This is a genomic window from Klebsiella sp. JN_Kp127 (genome assembly GCF_040062505.1).
Classification (GTDB): domain Bacteria; phylum Pseudomonadota; class Gammaproteobacteria; order Enterobacterales; family Enterobacteriaceae; genus Klebsiella; species Klebsiella quasipneumoniae.
This window is the reverse complement of sequence record NZ_JBEAHS010000001.1, coordinates 190818-209082: the sequence shown is the minus strand read 5'-3', so window position 1 is coordinate 209082 and position 18265 is coordinate 190818. Positions and strand designations below refer to the sequence as shown.

The window sequence follows — 18265 nt, the reverse complement described above, 5'->3', positions numbered from 1 at the left end:
AAACGCGGCACTCGGCGTGATTGCCCGGCGGCGCTGCGCTTGCCGGGCCTGCGAAAGGGGCGGAACCCGGCGCCAAATAACGTAGGCCGGATAAGGCGTCAGCCGCCATCCGGCGCAAACGCGGCACTCGGCGTGATTGCCCGGCGGCGCTGCGCTTGCCGGGCCTACAAGACCTGATAACCCTTTGATATAAATACATCTTTATCCCGGATAAGGCGCAATGCGCCGTTATCCGGGGGATATGCAGATTAATCGTTCTGCGCGGTCTGGGCGCCGCCTTTCAGCATCGCCTCCGCCATCTGCGCTTCGCGCTGCTTTTTATAGCTCAGCGCCGAAGCCGGGACCGGCATCACCTTCCCGGTCTCGATCCACGTCCGCAAACGGCTGGCGTCGGCGAAGTGGGTATATTTGCCGAAGGCATCCATCACCACCAGCGCCACCGGACGTTGGTTAATCACCGTGCGCATAATCAGGCAGTGGCCGGCAGCGTTGGTGAAGCCGGTTTTGGTCAGCTGGATGTTCCAGTTGTCGCGATACACCAGATGGTTAGTGTTGCGGAACGGCAGGCTGTAGGCCGGATGGGCAAAGGTGGCGGTCTCTTCTTTGGTGGTGCTCAGCTGGCCAATCAGCGGGTACTGCTCGCTGGCGATCAGCAGTTTGGTCAGATCGCGGGCGGTGGAGACGTTATGCACCGACAGACCGGTGGGCTCCACATAGCGGGTATGGGTCATACCCAGCGCCTGCGCTTTGGCGTTCATCGCGCGAATAAAGGCGTCGTAGCCGCCCGGATAGTGATGCGCCAGGCTGGCGGCCGCGCGGTTCTCGGAAGACATCAGCGCCAGCAGCAGCATATCGCGGCGGCTGATCTGGCTGTTGAGACGCACGCGGGAGTAAATCCCCTTCATTTCCGGAGTATGGCTGATATCCACCGTCAGCATTTCGTCCAGCGGCAGATGGGCATCGAGAACCACCATGGCGGTCATCACCTTGGTGATCGACGCCATCGGGCGCACCAGATCCGGCTGGCTGGCGTAGATGATTTTTTTGGTGGCCAGATCGACGATCATGGCGCTGCCGGAAGCGATGTCCGGCTGCGAGGCGGCTACCGCCGTCGGGGTTTTTGCTAACGCCTGGGGCGCAAAAGGCACAGCCAGCAGCAAGGTCAGGCTGAGCAAAGAGACTCGGAATTTCGGCATCATGGGCATTCTGAAAAGTATTTTTGCACGTTATGGAACGTACGCCGCGAGGTTAAGTGGGCAACTTCGCTGGCAAACGCCATCATACCGCGCCGTAAGGCCCTGTGCCTAATAAGAATCGTGAAGAAATGCTGCATTGCCGACATAAAATACATATTTGCCGGCAATGCATATTGACCCGTTTCGTCCGATCAGAACAGTCGGTAGCCATACCCCCATAGCACCACGGTGATCGCCAGCAGTACTTCCAGCACCAGCACCCCGATGGCCAGGGTCGAGCTGGCGAAACTGAGCCCCTCTTCCCGGTTAATGCTCAGGAAGGTCGGGATCCCGAGATAGAGCAGATAACCGGTATAGAACAGGGCAACGGTACCGATCAGCGCGCACAGCCAGACCAGCGGATAGAGCGCCACAATCCCGCTCAGGAACAGCGGCGTGGCCACATAGCCGGCAAAGACCATGCAGCGTTTCAGGGAAGGCTGCTGCGGATATTGCCTGGCCATCCACCAGATAACCCGCCCCATGATCGCCACCCCGGCCAGCATCACGGCATAAAACAGGACAGCCAGCGCCAGCCCGGTCCACATCGACAGTTTAATAATGGTGCCGTCACCGAAGTTCCAGCCCAGCTGCGTGGTGCCGATAAAGGCGCAAACCACCGGAACCGCCGCCATCAGCAGCACATGGTGCGTATAGTGATGAGAAATGGTTTCATTCTCGCTCTTTATCACGCTCATCTCCCGGTTGGGATGAGCGAAGAGCCCCCAGACATGGTTCATAGCGTCCCCCTTGTCACGGCTTCGTACTGCACTGATCCAAGTATAATTCACCCTGTAGATTATTTTGTGTACAGCACAAAAAATCTGCGTCGACGCGTTTTGGCCTGCAGGGTGTATGATTAACAGGTGATGAGGTAAGGAGATAAGCTGTTTATGGATATCAATCACCTGATTTCCCAGTATGGCTACGCGGCGCTGATCGTCGGCAGCATGGCGGAAGGTGAGACCATTACCCTGCTGGGCGGCGTCGCGGCGCATCAGGGGCTACTGAAGTTTCCCCTGGTGGTGATCGCTGTCGCCCTCGGCGGGATGATTGGCGATCAGTTGCTCTATCTGCTTGGTCGCCGCTTCGGCGGGCGCATTCTGCGCCGTTTCGCCAGCCAGAAGGCGCGGATCAGGAAAGCCCAGCGCATGATCCAGCACCGGCCGTGGCTGTTTGTCATCGGCACCCGCTTTATGTACGGCTTCCGGGTGATCGGCCCCCTGCTGATCGGCGCCAGCCGCCTGCCGCCGCGCATTTTCCTGCCGCTGAATATTGCCGGGGCGCTGGTGTGGGCTCTGCTGTTTACCACCATAGGCTATCTTGGCGGCGAGGTGGTTGGCCCGTGGCTGCACCACCTCGACGCCCATCTGAAGCACTGGATCTGGCTGATCCTCGCGGTGGTGTTGGTCGTGGCCGCCCACTGGTGGTTCAGGCGGCGCGAAGGGAAGAAGAAAGACTGAGCGGCGCGCCCGCTGACGCGCCGGGGGGCCGGTTACTTCACGCTCTGGTGGTAGCCGCCGCCGAGGGCCGAGGTCAGCTGAATGCTGGCGTCAATCCACTGGCCGTGCAGGCGCAAGGCGGTGATACGCTCCTGCAGCGCCGGGAGCTTCGCCATACTGACCCGGGAGCCGGGCAAGATCCCCGCCGCCATCCGGGCCTGCGCCAGGTCCACCACCCGCTGGGCGTCTTTTTCAACCTGCTGCTGCTGTTGGCTCTTGGCCATCAGCGTCTCGACCTGGCTGGCGGTTTTCGCCACCTGGTTGACGGCGTCCACCACCGCTTTGTTGTACTGGGCGATGGACAGGCTGTTCTGCGCGCTGGCGATATCCAGATTGGCATTGAGGCGACCGCTGTCGAAGATCGGCAGCGTCAGTCCGGCGGTGACGCCCATCTGCTGCGCCGAATGGCGGAAAAGATCGCTTAAGTGCAGGGCATCCTGCTGCAGGAACGCCATCAGATTGATGTCCGGGTAAAACGCCGCCTTCGCCGCGTCCACTTCGCTCAGCGACGCCTCGATATACCAGTGAGCGACCTGCAGATCCGGACGACGCGCCAGCAGCTCATAGCCAAGGGTGTCCGGCAGCTGCGCGCTGACCGTCGGCAGGCTGGCGGGTTTGAGGTTTAGCGACTGGCTCTGGCTGTTGGTCAGGGCCATCAGCCGCGCTTCAATCTCTTTCATCGTACCCGCCACGTCCGCCAGCTGCTGGTCGGTTTTGCTGACGTTAATATCGTTTTCCGCCCCTTCGGCGGAGTTGGTGATCCCGCGCTGATACAGGGCCTTGTCGACCGTCACGATATTATTTTGCTCGTTTTTCACCTGCTGCAGCACCGCTTTGATCGCCGCTTCCGTCTGCCACTGCCAGTACAGGCGCGCCACGCTGCCGGAGAGCAGCTCGCGGGTCTGAGCCTGCTCGGCCACCTGGGCTTTCAGCTCGCCGATGCGGGCTTTCACCAGCGCACGGTTTTTGCCCCACAGATCGAGATCCCAGCCGGCGGTCAGGCCGAAGGTACCGTTGGTGTACCACGGGCCGGTATTGCCGTCGGTGTCGGTGGCGAACGGCCCCATCAGACCTTCGGCCGACATGCGTTGACGTTCGATGTCAGCGGAGAAATCCATCTCCGGGCCAAGATTCGCCTGCGACATTCTGGCCTGCGCTTCGGCAAGCCTGATGCGCTGTTCGGCAATCTGCATATCCGGCGCGTTGGCGAGCGCGCGCTGAATCAAATTATCCAGTTGGGCATCGTGGTAGTCTTTCCACCAGTCGGTCTGCGGCCAGCCGTTTTTGACGGCGGCGGGGAGATCCATGGCAACGTGGGAAGCCGGAATTTGCTGCTGCGGCGGACGAGCAACCTCATGGGAAGGCGCGCAGCCTACCAGCGCGATGGCCAGGGGCAAGGCCGCCAGCACGCTATTATTTAATCTCAATTTCATTAGACAGGTCAGATAATATAATCAGGTGAGTGATCATAAGTTAATTGAATTAAACGCGTTTAGTAAAGCGTGTGACTAAATTATTAGTTTGCTAAAAATAAACAAACTTATCAATTCAAGGGATGAATATGAGCCAGAATATTTATGACGATCCGCACTTCTTCGCCGGCTATGCAACCCTCGATCGTTCGGTGAAAGGGCTGGATGGCGCACCGGAGTGGCCTGCCCTGCAGCAAATGCTGCCGCCGCTAGCCGGTTTGCGGGTGGTGGATCTCGGCTGCGGCTACGGCTGGTTTTGCCGCTGGGCGCAGCAGCAGGGAGCCAGCCAGATAATGGGTTTTGATATCTCCCGGCGTATGCTGGCGCAGGCACGGGAAATGACCCGCGGGGATGAGATTGACTACCGCTGCGCCGATCTGCAAACCCTGACGCTGCCCGCCAACAGCTGCGATCTGATCTACAGCTCGCTGGCCCTGCATTATTTACCCGACATCGCCCCGCTCTTCTCCACCCTGCAGCAGGCGCTGGTCCCTGGCGGTATCCTGGTTTTTTCTGCCGAACATCCCATCTATACCGCGCCGCTGCAGCAGGGATGGCAGGTGAATGAACAGGGGCAAAAGAGCTGGCCGGTCAGCCACTATCAGCAGGAGGGGGAGCGCGTCAGCAACTGGTTTGCCGAGGGCGTCATTAAACAGCACCGCAAACTCTCGAGCTGGATAAACGCGCTTATCGCCGCCGGTTTTGTGCTGGAGCAGCTGGATGAGTGGGGACCAGGCGCCGAACAGATTGCTCAACAGCCCGCCCTGGATGAAGAGAAAGAGCGGCCGATGATCTTTTTACTGCGCGCGCGTAAACCGGCTTAATCCCCCGCCCGACGATGGCCGGGCGGAGAAGCGTTACGCTTTCAGGCTGGCGCCGCGGCTGGCAATCACCTCTTTATACCAGTCAAAGCTCTTCTTCTTACTGCGCGCCAGGGTGCCGGTGCCGTCATCATGGCGGTCGACATAGATAAAGCCGTAGCGCTTCGACAGCTCCGCCTTCGAGGCGCTCACCAGGTCAATCGGTCCCCAGCTGGTAAAGCCCATCAGCTCAACGCCATCGTCAATGGCCTCCCGCGCCTGCACCAGATGGTCGTTCAGGTAGCTGATGCGGTAGTCATCGTTAATGCTGCCGTCGGCTTCCACCTTATCTTTGGCGCCCAGACCGTTTTCCACGATAAACAGCGGCTTCTGATAGCGATCCCACAGCACGTTCAGCAGCGTACGCAGGCCCAGGGGGTCTATCTGCCAGCCCCACTCCGAGCTCGCCAGGTGCGGGTTCGGCACCATGCTGAGAATATTGCCGCGCGCCTGCTGGTTCAGCGCCTCATCGGCGGTGACGCACCCGGTCATGTAGTAGCTGAAGGAGATAAAATCGACGGTGGTTTTCAGCGTGTCGCGATCGGCCTCGGTGATGTCGAGCGTGATGCCGTTGTCGCGGAAAAAGCGCTGCATATAGCCCGGGTACGCCCCGCGCGCCTGCACGTCGCCGAAGAACTGCCAGCTGCGGTTCTCCTGCAGCGTCTCGAACACATCTTCCGGTTTGCAGCTCAAGGGATACATCAACCCGCCGAGCAGCATATTGCCGATTTTGCCCTCGGGCACCAGCTCGTGACAGGCTTTGACCGCCAGGGCGCTGGCCACCAGCTGGTGGTGAATGGCCTGATATACCTCGCCTTTGCTGCTGCCGGCCGGCAGGCCGACGCCGGTCATCGGGGCATGCAGCGACATATTGATTTCGTTAAAGGTCAGCCACAGTTTGACCCTGTTTTTATAACGGCTGAACACCGTCCGGGCGTAGCGCTCAAAGAAGCCAATCACCTCCCGGCTACCCCAGCCGCCGTAGTTTTTCACCAGCGCCCACGGCATTTCATAATGCGACAGCGTCACCAGCGGGGTGATGTTGTGCTTCGCCATCTCGTCGAACAACTTGTCGTAGAACACGAGTCCGGCTTCGTTCGGCTCGGCGTCATCGCCGTTGGGGTAGATACGGGTCCAGGCGATGGACACCCGCAGGCAGTTAAAGCCCATCTCGGCAAACAGGGCAATATCTTCCGGGTAACGATGGTAAAAATCGATCGCCACATCCTTAATCCCGCTGTCGCCGGGTACGCGCTCGACCACTTCGCCGAAGACGCCGTGCGGCTGCGCATCGGAGGTGGATAACCCTTTGCCATCTTCCAGGTACGCCCCTTCCACCTGATTCGCCGCGGTCGCGCCGCCCCATAAAAAATCTGCCGGGAATGTTTTCATCTCTCTCTCCTGTGATTAATGGCTGACTGACAACAGCGGCTGACCGGCTTCGACGGCGCTGGGCGCCACCGTGTCGATCTCACGATAGTCATCGCTGTTGCTGATAATAATCGGGGTCGCCAGGTCGTAACCGGCGTCCAGAATTGCCTGACGATCGAACTCAATCAGCAGATCGCCGGCCTGAACTCTGTCACCCTCTTTCACATGCGCGGTAAACGGCACGCCGTCGAGTTTGACCGTGTCGATGCCGACGTGGATCAGCAGCTCAATGCCGCTGTCGCTCTGCAGGCCGATGGCGTGTTTGGTCTGAAACAGAGAGGCCACTTCGCCGGTGAACGGGGCGATGACTTTGCCTACCGCCGGGATAATGGCGACCCCATTCCCCAGCAGGCCGCTGGCGAAGGTGCTGTCCGGCACCTGATCGAGGGCGATGACGCTGCCGCTCATCGGCGCCAGAATGTCGTTTGCCGAGACCGGCGCTACCGCCACGGCGCCCGGCGCGGCGCTGGCGCGCGGCAGGCCGGCGAAGAAAGTTAAGCCACAGGAGATAATCAACGCCGCGAAGATGCCCACTATGCCGCCCCAAACGGTGCTATCAAGCCCTTGGGGCGGGATCATTTGCGCCACGGTAAAAATGTTCCCGAAGCCGAATGAATAGACGTTAGCATTACTGAAACCCACAATAGCGCCGCCGATGGCGCCCGCCACGCAGCCGAAGATAAACGGCCGGCGCAGCGGCAATGTTAAGCCATAGATAGCGGGCTCGGTAATGCCGAAGATGCCCGCTGAAAACGCAGAACCGGCCAGCACTTTCTGACGGGCATCGCGGGTTTTCAGCAAAATACCCAGCACCGCGCCGACCTGCCCCATAACGGCCGGCAGCAGCATGGGCAGCATGGAATCATGGCCAAGCACCGTCAGATTGTTAATCATCAGCGGAATCAGTCCCCAATGCAGGCCGAAGATCACACAAACCTGCCACAGCGCGCCCATCGCCGCTCCCGCCAGCCACGGCGCCACCGCGTAGATAATCTGATACCCCTGGGCCAACAGATGACTGAGCCAGGTCGCCAGAGGGCCAATCAGCAGAAACGTCAGCGGAACCACAACGGCGAGACAAATCGCCGGCGTAAAAAAGTTTTTCATCGATGACGGCAGCAGCGCGTTGCTCTTGCGCTCCAGCCAGCAGCAGACCCATGAGGCGAGAATAATCGGGATCACCGATGAGCTGTAATTAATAAAGGTCACCGGGATGCCGAGAAAGTGCTCCACCGCCGCGCCCGGCGCCTGGCTGGCCTCAAAGGCCTGAATCATCAGCGGGTGGGTTAACGCCCCGCCGATCACCATCGAGACAAACGGGTTACCGCCAAATTTTTTACCGGCGGTGTAGCCGAGAAACAGCGGGAAGAAAAAGAACAGCGCGTCGCTGGCGGCAAACCAGATTTTATAGGTTCCCTGTTGTGGGGTCAGCCAACCGCAGACGACCGCCAGCGCCAGCATCCCTTTCAGGATACCGGAGGCCGCCAGCACGCCGATAAACGGCGTGAAAATTCCCGACACGACATCGATGATCTGCCCCAGCAGCGACCCTTTTTCAACGCTTTCCGCCACCGGTTCGCTGTCGTCGCTTAACCCTGCCTCCTGACGCACCGCCAGCCAGACGTCGTGAACGTGGTTGCCAATCACCACCTGAAACTGGCCGCCGCTCTCCACCACCATAATGACGCCCGGGTTGGCCTTCAGCCCTTCGGCATCGGCTTTGCCGTTATCTTTCAGCTTAAAACGCAGACGTGTCGCACAGTGAACCAGACTCACAATGTTCTCTTTGCCGCCGACGCGGCGGAGAATATCCTGCGCGAGTGCTTTATATTCCATGCTCTTTTCCTTACTGCCGCTGCCCGCAGACAACCGGCGACTGAGTAGTAAAAATAAAAAAAACCCGAGAACCACGCCGGTAGGCGTCGCGCTCAGGTTTTGCCTGCATCATGCAGTAACAATCCAGTTTTGTCGGGAGACTTAGCGTCCCTCTTTTCTTACCCGTTCAATATGAATGGCAAGAAACATAATTTCTTCGGTGGTCAGCGCCCGCTGATACTGCTTTTGCAGATGCGTCGCCACCGTTTCCGCGCACTTCCACGCTTTGGCGTAGTTGTCTTTCACCGCGCTGTGCAGCGAGACGTCGTCATCTTCCACCACCGTGCGGGTCAGCATCCGCTGGGCGAAAAACTTCAGGTGGGTGACGAAACGCTGATAGCTCAGCGACTCCTCGTCGTATTTCAGATGCAGCTGATACTTCACCAGCTGCAGGATCTCCTGCATCACCCGGGTCACGTGCATGACCTCCGGCATTTCGCTGTTGAGCTGCGCCGTCACCAGATGGAGGGCGATAAATCCGGCTTCATCCTCCGCCAGCGCCACGCCGAGCCGTTTGCCAATAATGGCCCTTGCCTCCTGGCCCAGCGCGAACTCCTTCGGATAGAGCCGCTTGATCTCCCACAGCAGCACGTTACGCAGTGCGATGCCCTTTTTCTGCCGCTCGATAGCAAAGTGACAGTGATCCGTTAACGTGATGTACAAACTTTCCTGTAACTTGCCCAACCGCCCGCGCGCCAGGTCGATAATGCGATCGCAGGTGGTCATCACTTCTAACGGAATCTGACTGAGCAGTTCACCTAAGCGGCCGACCAGTTCATCGCTTTGTAAGGCGAAGACTTTTTCAATTTTGCTGTCGTCCAGCGCGTCGCCCGGGCGTTTCTGAAAGGCCAGCCCTCGCCCCATCACCACCTGTTCGCGCTGGTGTTCGTCAAGAACCACCACCACATTGTTATTGAGTACTTTGGCGATTTGCATATTGACCCCAGAAACAAAAAAACCTGACCCCCGACGAAACGCCAGGTAATCAGGTTTTGCCTGCCGCAGCAGTTGCAATCCAACGCCAGCACTGTAACAACTTCTGCTGCGCGCTCAACCTGACAAGTGAAAAAACGTGATTAAGATCGCGACTATCAGAAGGTCACGACGGTTTTCCACTCCACCACCCACGCGTCCTGGGTCTGCGCAACGCCGCCCGGACGGTGCCAGTACTGCAGGCCCGGCTGCAGCTCCAGCCAGGAGACCGGACGGAAGCGATAATAGAGTTCGCCGTTCAGCGAGTGGCCGGCCACCGGCTGCCAGGCCGGATCGTTATAGTCGGCGGCGCCGCTGAGCTGGTTCATATAGCGCTGATTGCGCGCGTAGTGGCTGCTCATGTCGATCCACGTCAGGCCGAAGCCGATCCAGTCCTCCGGACGGGCGTCAAACAGCCCGCGGTAACGCATCGAGGCGGCGACGGCGGAGTGGATATAGTTGCTGCGCTGGTCGCTGAGGCTGCCGCTCAGCGAGACGCTCATTCCCCGCAGCGGATCGTCGGCGTGGCGGGTAATCTGCTGGTTCAGGCCGGCGTACATAAACCAGGTGCTGTCGTGCTCGGCGTAGCCCTGCGGGTCCGTCGCCCCGGCGCCGCCGGATTTGCCGCTGTAGAGGTCGCTTTGCGGCGCGTTAGTCCAGACCACGCCGAGGTTATAGGCTCCCGGCAGGCCATTCATCAGCGGACGGGTTTCGATCTCCATCGGCAGTAAAATGCCTTTGCTGCCCTTCGTCGACCAGCTCCAGGCATGGCTGCGCGAGGCGGCCTGCGGGTTTTGCTCCATCACCCCGCCTTTGAGGGTCACCGTCGGCGTCAGCTTGTACTCCAGGGTGGTGCCCCAGGTGTGGATGTTCCAGTTATTCCAGGTCAGCGAGTTGGCCGATTTGCCGCCGCACTGGGTCAACAGCTGGAAATCGCAGGGAATGATCTGGTCGAAGGTTTGCACCTTGTTCATCATGCCGATGCGCCAGGTCAGGCGACGGTCGTCAAAGCTGCGGGCGAAGGTCAGCCAGCCGAGACGGGTGATTGACCCGCCGCCCCAGCTCTCCTGCGACAGATCGTTGAAGCTGACCCGCGGATCCTGCAGCCGTTTCGTGGTGAGGTTATCATCGTGGTTGCGGTTGACGATGTTGCCCTCGAGACGGGCGTCCGGTATGCCGGTCCAGCGCTCCAGATCCTGGGTAAAGGTCAACGACACCTGGTCAATATAGGCCAGATGTTTATCGTGGTTATAACCACCGCCGGCGTTGTAGGCCATCTCGTTAAGATAGCCGAGATTATAATGAAAGCCGTTCTCTTCAAGGATTGGACGAATACCCAGCATATCGCCCAGCAGCCCTGGCTGTCCGGCTTCAAACCCCAGCACGCTGCCGTTCCACGCCGGGGTTTGCGCCGCGTTCACGACGGGCGCCATCGCCGCCAGCGCCGCGCCGATAAAAAGCTGATTTATTTTTTTGTTATACATTGTGATCTCCACCGTGACTGAATAAAAACAAAGGGGATCCCCAGGCTATTTATTTACCTGTTTTCTTTTTTAAAAAATGAATGGCAGGGGCCTCCTTCGGTAATAAAACCGCGACCGTGCCAGAGAAAAGATGAATGACAATCTCTTGTTTTACGTCATCATTTACCCACCGTTAAATTTTGGCCAAAAAAAAACCTAAGCACTTGCCGCCACGAATGACGGAAGTGCTTAGGTTTTGCCTGCGTTCAGTAGCAATCCTGAATTGATTGACCGCACAGTATCACTTTATTTCACTCATGCCTATCATCAATAGGCAGACAAGTAATAATATGTGAAGCGAATAACAATATGGCGCTTAATAGCGGGCGATCGCCGCCGCTATTTCAGCAGAGGTTTGCAGGGCGCGAATTTCATTAAACAGCGTCAGCGCCTCGGTATATTCCTTGCGTAAATAGCCCAGCCACTGCTTAATTCTCGCCACATGATACAGGCCGGTATCGCCCTGTTTTTCCAGACGGGTATATTTTTGCAACAGCTGAACCACCTGCGGCCACGGCATGCGCGGTTCGTTATATTTGATCACCCGGCTGAGGTTCGGTACGTTGAGCGCCCCGCGGCCAATCATCACCGAATCGCAGCCGGTGACGGCCATACAGTCCTGAGCGCTTTGCCAGTCCCAGATTTCGCCGTTGGCGACTACCGGAATGGTCAGGCGCCGGCGGATCTCGCCGATGGCCTGCCAGTTGATGCGCTCCGCTTTGTAGCCATCTTCTTTGGTGCGGCCGTGGACCACCAGCTCGCTGGCCCCCGCCTGCTGCACCGCGTCGGCGATTTCAAAGCGCCGTTCGCCGCTGTCCCAGCCGAGACGAACTTTCACCGTCACCGGCAGATGACCGGGCACCGCCTCGCGCATCGCCTTCGCGCCGCGATAGATAAGCTCCGGGTCTTTCAGCAGCGTCGCCCCGCCGCCGCTGCCGTTCACCAGCTTCGACGGACAGCCGCAGTTTAAATCGACGCCCCACGAGCCCAGCGCCACCGCGCGGGCGGCGTTTTCCGCCAGCCACTCGGGATATTGCCCCAGCAGCTGGACGCGCACGCGGGTACCGGACGGGGTGCGGCTTTGATGATGCAGTTCCGGGCACAGCCTGTAGAACGATTTAACCGGCAGCAATTGATCCACCACCCGCAGAAACTCGGTGATGCACAGATCGTAATCGTTCACTTCGGTCAGCAGCTCGCGCACCAGCGAATCGAGCACGCCTTCCATCGGCGCCAGTAGTACACGCATATCGTTACCCGGAAAAAAAAGAGGCGCTATGGTAGCGCCTCCGGGCGTTGGTTGAAAGTGCTCAATGCGTCCCGCCTGTCGTACGCCATTCCCCATTCGGCGAATGCGGCAAAGCGAGGAGATAATCTCTATGCTTTACAGGAGTCTGCGGCATCTCATACCGCCTTCATTTGCCGCTTCTCTTCCAAAAAGGTAGCGTGGGACCCGATATACCCAAAGCTGCGAGCTGTCAGGTCCTGCCGGGAGAGGCTATTGTTCCCGTACGCTATCAGCGCTATGCATAGAATTCATGATGTGATCGGTAGCACATTTTAGGGATTAATTGTATGATGAATGCACTTCATCAAGGGTTATTACCATGAGTAAATCGCTGACTATTATCTGGCACTACCTGCGGGCTTTCGTCCTGATTTACGCCTGCTTATACGCCGGAATATTTATCGCCGGGCTGCTGCCCATCACCATTCCCGGCAGCATCATCGGCATGCTGATCCTCTTCGTGCTGCTGGCGCTGCAAATTATGCCGCCGCAGTGGGTCAACCCCGGCTGCAATATCCTGATCCGCTATATGGCGCTGCTGTTCGTGCCGATCGGCGTCGGCGTGATGCAGTACTGGGATCTGCTGCGCGCCCAGCTGGGGCCGGTCGTCATCTCCTGCGCCATCAGCACGCTGGTGGTGTTTGTGGTGGTGAGCTGGAGCTCTCACCTGGTGCATGGCGAACGCAAAGTGATTGGGCAAAAGGAAAAGAAAAATGATGCATGAAATCTGGTGGTCGCTGCCGCTAACCCTGATCGTCTTTTTCCTCGCCCGCAAACTGGCGGCCCGCTTTAAGTTCCCGCTACTCAACCCGCTGCTGGTGGCGATGGTAGTGATAATCCCGTTTCTGCTGCTGACCGGGATCTCCTATGAGCGTTACTTTGCCGGCAGCAAGATCCTGAACGATCTGCTGCAGCCAGCGGTGGTCGCGCTGGCTTTCCCGCTGTATGAACAGCTGCACCAGATCCGCGCGCGCTGGAAATCGATCATCACCATCTGCTTTATCGGCAGCTGCGTGGCGATGATCACCGGCACCACCGTGGCCCTGCTGATGGGCGCCACACCGCAGATCGCCGCCTCTGTTCTGCCCAAATCGGTGACCACGCCGATTGCCATGGCGGTAAGCGGCAGTATCGGCGGCATCCCGGCCATCAGCGCCGTGTGCGTGATTTTTGTCGGCATCCTTGGCGCGGTATTCGGCCATACCCTGCTCAACCTGATGCGTATTCGCACTAAAGCGTCGCGCGGCCTGTCGATGGGCACCGCCTCGCACGCCCTCGGTACCGCGCGCTGTGCGGAACTGGACTATCAGGAAGGGGCGTTCAGCTCGCTGGCGCTGGTGCTGTGCGGGATCATCACTTCGTTGATGGCGCCGTTTTTATTCCCGCTGATCCTTGCGGTAGTGGGATGAAATGTGATTCAAATCACATTTATCAATGCAACAATGAAAAGTTGCATTAGCAATGAGACGTAAATCACATTTGAAACCCCTTGACGCCCGTACACTGGTTTCCCATTACACTGTTATGAGGCAACGCTATGCACTCACGTTTTCAAGCTGCTTTGACGACTCTGGCAGCAGACCTGCAGGCGGCCATCGCCCCGATGCTCGCCGACCCGCACTTCCCGGCGCTGCTCGAAGCCGATCAGGTGGCGATGCTGCAACAGGCGACAGGTCTGGACGAAGACGCGCTGGCCTTTGCGCTACTGCCGCTGGCCGCCGCCTGCGCGCGCGCCGACCTTTCCCACTTTAACGTCGGGGCTATCGCCCGCGGCGTCAGCGGCCGCTGGTACTTTGGCGGCAACATGGAGTTTCTCGGCGCCACCATGCAGCAGACCGTCCATGCGGAGCAGAGCGCCATCAGCCACGCCTGGCTGCGCGGTGAAACCTCCCTGCGCGCTATCACGGTGAACTACACGCCGTGCGGCCATTGCCGTCAGTTTATGAACGAACTGAACAGCGGACTGGCGCTGCGCATTCATCTGCCCGGTCGCGAAGCCCATGCGCTGCAGCACTATCTGCCGGATGCCTTCGGCCCGAAAGACCTGGAGATCAAAACCCTGCTGATGGACCACCAGAACCACGGCTTCCCGGTCAGCGGCGATGCCCTGTCCCAGGCGGCGATTGAGGCCGCTAACCGCTGCCACGCGCCGTACAGCCACTCGCCTTCCGGCGTAGCGCTGGAGCTGAAAGATGGCACCCTTTTCAGCGGCAGCTATGCGGAAAACGCGGCGTTCAACCCGACGCTGCCGCCGCTGCAGGGGGCGCTGAATCTCCTCAGCCTCAACGGCTATGATTATCCGGACATCCAGCGGGCGATCCTGGCGGAGAAAGCCGATGCGGCGCTGATTCAGTGGGACGCCACCGTCGCCACCCTGAAGGCGCTGGGCTGCCACAATATCGAGCGCGTGCTGTTAGGTTAATCAGCCTGCGCGCCTGAGCAGATGGCCGGATGGCGGTTTCGTCTAATCCGGCCGACCTTTTATGCCGTTATGTTGTCGGGTGGCGCTCCGCTAACCCGACCTACCGTTCGCGCCATTGCGAGCTGAAGATCGCTATGGCTGCTGAAACTGCCGACCTGACGGCCTCAAAGTCGCTGAGACGTTACGGAGGGCCGGAGAACAGGTTGCGGCTACGCCTTGCCCGGTCTGGGATCGGCGATCGGCTCATATTGCTGAAAATCCCCGCAATTAAACGCGGGTTTCTTGCGCTTACCCGGCGGGTAAAGTAGCCTGAAGACTCCGTTGTCTATTATTGAGCCAAGTTCATGTTAAAGCGTGTGTTCTACAGCCTGTTAGTCCTGCTCGGCCTGCTGCTGTTGACCGTGCTGGGTCTTGACCGCTGGATGAGCTGGAAAACCGCGCCCTATATCTATGACGAGCTGCAGGACCTCCCCTACCGCCAGGTCGGCGTGGTGCTGGGCACCGCTAAATACTACCGCACCGGGGTGATCAATCAGTATTACCGCTACCGCATCCAGGGCGCGCTCAACGCCTACAACAGCGGCAAGGTCAACTATCTGCTGTTGAGCGGGGATAACGCCCTGCAAAGCTACAATGAACCGATGACTATGCGCCGGGACCTGATTAAAGGCGGCGTCGATCCGGCGGATATCGTGCTGGACTATGCCGGTTTCCGCACGCTCGACTCGATCGTTCGCACCCGCAAAGTGTTCGACACCAACGACTTCATTATCATCACCCAACGCTTCCACTGCGAACGGGCGCTGTTTATCGCCCTGCATATGGGGATCCAGGCTCAGTGCTACGCGGTGCCGTCGCCGAAGGATATGTGGAGCGTGCGGCTGCGCGAATTCGGCGCCCGCTTCGGCGCGCTGGCGGACCTCTACATCTTCAAACGGGAACCGCGCTTCCTCGGTCCTTTAATTCCGATTCCGGCGCAGCAGCACGACGTGCCGGATGACGCCCAGTCCTACCCGGCGGTCACCCCGGAGCAGCTACTGGAGCTGCAGAAAGAAAAGTAGCCTCCATCAACGCATCCGTTTCAGGTATAAAAAAACCCGCGCCAGGCGCGGGTTTTTACTCAGGCAAAAATTACTTCTTACGGGCGTATTTCAGGGAATCCAGCGCCACGGCGAAGATAATGATCGCCCCCTTAATGATGTACTGCCAGTAAGGGTTAACGCCGATATAGGTCAGGCCGTAGTTGATCACGGTGAAGATAATCACCCCGGTCACCACGCCGAATACGGTCCCTACCCCGCCGCTGAACGATACGCCGCCCACCACGCAGGCGGCGATGGCGTCCAGTTCGTACATAAAGCCGAGGTTATTGGTCGCCGAGCCGATACGACCGGCTTCCAGCAGGCCGCCGAAGGCGTAGAACACGCCGGAGAGGGCGTAAATCATCAGCAGGTTCAACGCTACGTTGACCCCGGAGACCTTCGCCGCTTCCGGGTTACCGCCGATAGCGAAGATGTTTTTGCCAAAGCGCGTCTTGTTCCACAGGATCCAGACAAAGAAGACGGCAATCAGCGCGTAGAAGGTGATGTAGGACAGGCGGAACGAGCCCAGCGCCACAAACCCCTGCGCGAAATGGGAGAAATGGCTGTCGAAGCCGGAGATCGGCGACGCGCCCACGAAGTCGTAGTACAGCGAGTTAATGCCGTAGACGATGATCATGGTCCCAAGGGTGGTAATAAACGGCGTCACGTTCAGATAGGCAATGACGATCCCGTTAATCAGGCCGATGACCGCCCCGATGGCGCATACCAGCAGGATGACCAGCGGGATCGGCATAGTCGCCATATCCGGGAACACCTTGTTGGCATTATCCACCGCCTGCAGCATGGTCGCGGCAATCACCGCCGCCAGTCCCACCTGACGGCCGGCGGAGAGGTCGGTGCCCTGCGTGACGATCAGTCCGGCCACCCCGAGGGCAATAATAATACGCACCGAGGACTGGGTCAGAATATTACTCAGGTTGAGCAGACTTAAAAATGTCGGATCCTGGAAAATAATAATGGCCAACAGGACCAGAAGGACGACATATATCCCACCCTCTTTCAGGTAAGTGAGAAAACTCTTTTTATTTAACGCACTCATGTGAAGCCCCTGATCTTAAAGGTGCAATGACGCAAGACGCAGTATTTCGTTTTGCGTGGTGGTTTTAGTCTCAACAATGCCCGCGACCAGGCCGTTGCTCATCACCAGAATGCGGTCGGTAATCCCCAGCAGTTCCGGCATTTCGGAGGAAATAATAATGATCCCTTTATCTTTTTTAGCCAGCTCGGCAATCAGCTGATAGATCTCGAATTTGGCGCCGACGTCGATACCGCGCGTCGGCTCGTCCAGCATCAGGATCTCCGGCTGGGTCAGCAGCCAGCGGCCAATAATGACCTTTTGCTGGTTACCACCGGAAAGCGAACCAATCTGCGTATGCTGGCCGGGGGTTTTAACGCGCATAGAGTCAATGACCCATTGGGTATCGCTCTTCATCCGCGAGTTATCCAGCAAGCCGACGCTGTTTTTATATTTCTTAATATTGGAGATCAGCGAGTTAAAACCGATATCCAGATAGGCGTAAATCCCGGTGGAGCGCCGCTCCTCGGTCACCAGCGCAAAACCGTGGTTAATCGCCTCATTGGCGCTGTGGTTGTTGATCTTCTTCCCGTGCAGGGTGATGGTGCCGCTGGCCTTCTCACGGATCCCGAACAGGGTCTCCACGATGTCGGTCCGCTTCGCGCCCACCAGACCGGCGATACCGAGAATTTCGCCCTTATGCAGATCGAAGGAGACATCGCGAATGGACGGCTGGCGCAGGGAGGTAAGATTGCGCACCTGGAGGATCACTTCTCCCGGGGTGTTTTCGCGATCCGGAAAGCGCTGGTTGAGCGAACGCCCGACCATCATGGCGATGATCTTGTCCATATCCAGCCCTTCCAGCGGCTGGGTGGCGATCCACTGGCCGTCGCGAAGGATGGTAATTTCATCGCACAGCTGGAAAATCTCTTCCATTTTGTGCGAGATATAGACGATACCGCAGCCGCGATCTTTCAGCTTGCGGATGATCTTAAACAGATGGTTGACCTCTTTTTCCGTCAGCGAGGACGTCGGCTCGTCCATGATGACGATTTTGGCGTCATAGGAAAACGCCTTGGCGATCTCAATCATCTGCATCTGGGATACCGATAAGGTACCGACGCGGGCGCGCGGGTCGATATCAATATCCAGCTCATCAAATATGGCCTTGGTGTCCCGGTACATTTTGTCCTGATCGACAAACATACCTTTAGTGGGATAACGCCCGAGCCACATGTTGTCCATGACCGAACGCTGTAAGACCAGGTTTAATTCCTGATGTACCATCGAAATACCGTTTTCCAGGGCTTCTTTCGCCGAATGGAAATCGATCTCTTTTCCCTGAAAAAGAATGCTGCCGGAATCTTTTTGATAGATCCCAAAAAGGCATTTTAATAATGTCGATTTACCGGCGCCGTTCTCACCCATTAACGCATGAATGGAGTGCGGACGAACCTTCAGGTTGACATTATCAAGAGCCTTGACGCCAGGAAACGATTTGTTGATGTTGCTCATCTCCAACAAATATTCGCCTGACCGTTCGCTATTATTGCTGACCATAGTTATA

15 protein-coding genes and 1 pseudogene are annotated in these 18265 nt (G+C 58.2%); 6 read left to right on the top strand and 10 right to left on the bottom strand.

The features are described 5' to 3' along the window. Window positions 1-248: 248 nt before the first annotated feature. Both pbpG and ABLV04_RS00950 read right to left on the bottom strand, forming a co-directional pair. Window positions 249-1199 carry a D-alanyl-D-alanine endopeptidase gene (pbpG, locus tag ABLV04_RS00955; RefSeq protein WP_023290428.1) on the bottom strand — a complete coding sequence of 317 codons (951 nt, stop codon included), beginning with the start codon at window positions 1197-1199 and terminating at the stop codon, window positions 249-251. 188 nt (window positions 1200-1387) lie between these two features. Further along, window positions 1388-1975, bottom strand: coding sequence for a Yip1 family protein (locus ABLV04_RS00950; RefSeq protein ID WP_032453512.1), 588 nt, complete (start codon window positions 1973-1975; stop codon window positions 1388-1390). Between the two features lie 153 nt (window positions 1976-2128). On the opposite strand from ABLV04_RS00950, the gene ABLV04_RS00945 reads away from it, so the two are divergent. After that, entirely contained in the window at window positions 2129-2698 is a 570-nt protein-coding gene (locus tag ABLV04_RS00945) for a DedA family protein (protein WP_044524205.1), read from the top strand. 32 nt (window positions 2699-2730) lie between these two features. Here the strand turns inward: ABLV04_RS00945 and mdtQ are convergent, their stop codons facing one another. Then, window positions 2731-4170, bottom strand: a complete 1440-nt coding sequence (gene mdtQ, locus ABLV04_RS00940; protein ID WP_044524206.1) for a multidrug resistance outer membrane protein MdtQ — start codon at window positions 4168-4170, stop codon at window positions 2731-2733. A gap of 128 nt (window positions 4171-4298) precedes the next feature. Here mdtQ and ABLV04_RS00935 point away from each other — a divergent pair, with 128 nt between their 5' ends. Further along, complete coding sequence (locus ABLV04_RS00935; RefSeq protein ID WP_032453514.1) at window positions 4299-5033, top strand: class I SAM-dependent methyltransferase; 735 nt, start codon at window positions 4299-4301, stop codon at window positions 5031-5033. Window positions 5034-5066: 33 nt separating this feature from the next. Here ABLV04_RS00935 and ascB read toward each other — a convergent pair whose 3' ends face one another. The 5 genes and pseudogenes from ascB to dusC all read right to left on the bottom strand — a co-directional run bounded on the left by ascB (window position 5067) and on the right by dusC (window position 12119). Beyond that, window positions 5067-6461 carry a 6-phospho-beta-glucosidase gene (gene ascB, locus ABLV04_RS00930; protein ID WP_048297900.1) on the bottom strand — a complete coding sequence of 465 codons (1395 nt, stop codon included), beginning with the start codon at window positions 6459-6461 and terminating at the stop codon, window positions 5067-5069. A 15-nt stretch (window positions 6462-6476) separates the two neighbouring features. Then, window positions 6477-8448: pseudogene (gene bglF / locus ABLV04_RS00925) on the bottom strand (PTS beta-glucoside transporter subunit IIABC). Between the two features lie 29 nt (window positions 8449-8477). Continuing rightward, window positions 8478-9311 (bottom strand): transcriptional antiterminator BglG, encoded by an 834-nt coding sequence (gene bglG / locus ABLV04_RS00920; RefSeq protein ID WP_147733358.1) that lies wholly within the window; start codon window positions 9309-9311, stop codon window positions 8478-8480. Window positions 9312-9466: 155 nt separating this feature from the next. Then, on the bottom strand, window positions 9467-10831 hold the full coding sequence (locus ABLV04_RS00915) for a carbohydrate porin (protein ID WP_032453519.1): 1365 nt from the start codon (window positions 10829-10831) through the stop codon (window positions 9467-9469). Between the two features lie 355 nt (window positions 10832-11186). Further along, window positions 11187-12119 (bottom strand): tRNA dihydrouridine(16) synthase DusC, encoded by a 933-nt coding sequence (gene dusC, locus ABLV04_RS00910; RefSeq protein ID WP_023290437.1) that lies wholly within the window; start codon window positions 12117-12119, stop codon window positions 11187-11189. 358 nt (window positions 12120-12477) lie between these two features. Here dusC and ABLV04_RS00905 point away from each other — a divergent pair, with 358 nt between their 5' ends. The 4 genes from ABLV04_RS00905 (at window position 12478) to sanA (ending at window position 15641) form a co-directional block, all read left to right on the top strand. Further along, window positions 12478-12882, top strand: coding sequence for a CidA/LrgA family protein (locus ABLV04_RS00905; RefSeq protein WP_023290438.1), 405 nt, complete (start codon window positions 12478-12480; stop codon window positions 12880-12882). After that, window positions 12872-13567 carry a CidB/LrgB family autolysis modulator gene (locus ABLV04_RS00900; protein ID WP_004201621.1) on the top strand — a complete coding sequence of 232 codons (696 nt, stop codon included), beginning with the start codon at window positions 12872-12874 and terminating at the stop codon, window positions 13565-13567. The genes ABLV04_RS00905 and ABLV04_RS00900 overlap by 11 nt, the downstream gene beginning before the upstream one ends. 128 nt (window positions 13568-13695) lie before the next feature. After that, window positions 13696-14580 (top strand): cytidine deaminase, encoded by an 885-nt coding sequence (cdd, locus tag ABLV04_RS00895; protein ID WP_048336202.1) that lies wholly within the window; start codon window positions 13696-13698, stop codon window positions 14578-14580. 344 nt (window positions 14581-14924) lie between these two features. After that, entirely contained in the window at window positions 14925-15641 is a 717-nt protein-coding gene (sanA, locus tag ABLV04_RS00890; protein ID WP_004201624.1) for an outer membrane permeability protein SanA, read from the top strand. A gap of 70 nt (window positions 15642-15711) precedes the next feature. Here the strand turns inward: sanA and mglC are convergent, their stop codons facing one another. Together mglC and mglA are read right to left on the bottom strand one after the other, a co-directional pair. Further along, the gene (gene mglC, locus ABLV04_RS00885; RefSeq protein WP_002912871.1) at window positions 15712-16722 is read right to left on the bottom strand and encodes a galactose/methyl galactoside ABC transporter permease MglC; all 1011 of its coding nucleotides are present in this window, start codon (window positions 16720-16722) and stop codon (window positions 15712-15714) included. Between the two features lie 15 nt (window positions 16723-16737). Further along, window positions 16738-18258 carry a galactose/methyl galactoside ABC transporter ATP-binding protein MglA gene (gene mglA / locus ABLV04_RS00880; RefSeq protein WP_002912876.1) on the bottom strand — a complete coding sequence of 507 codons (1521 nt, stop codon included), beginning with the start codon at window positions 18256-18258 and terminating at the stop codon, window positions 16738-16740. Window positions 18259-18265 lie beyond the last annotated feature (7 nt).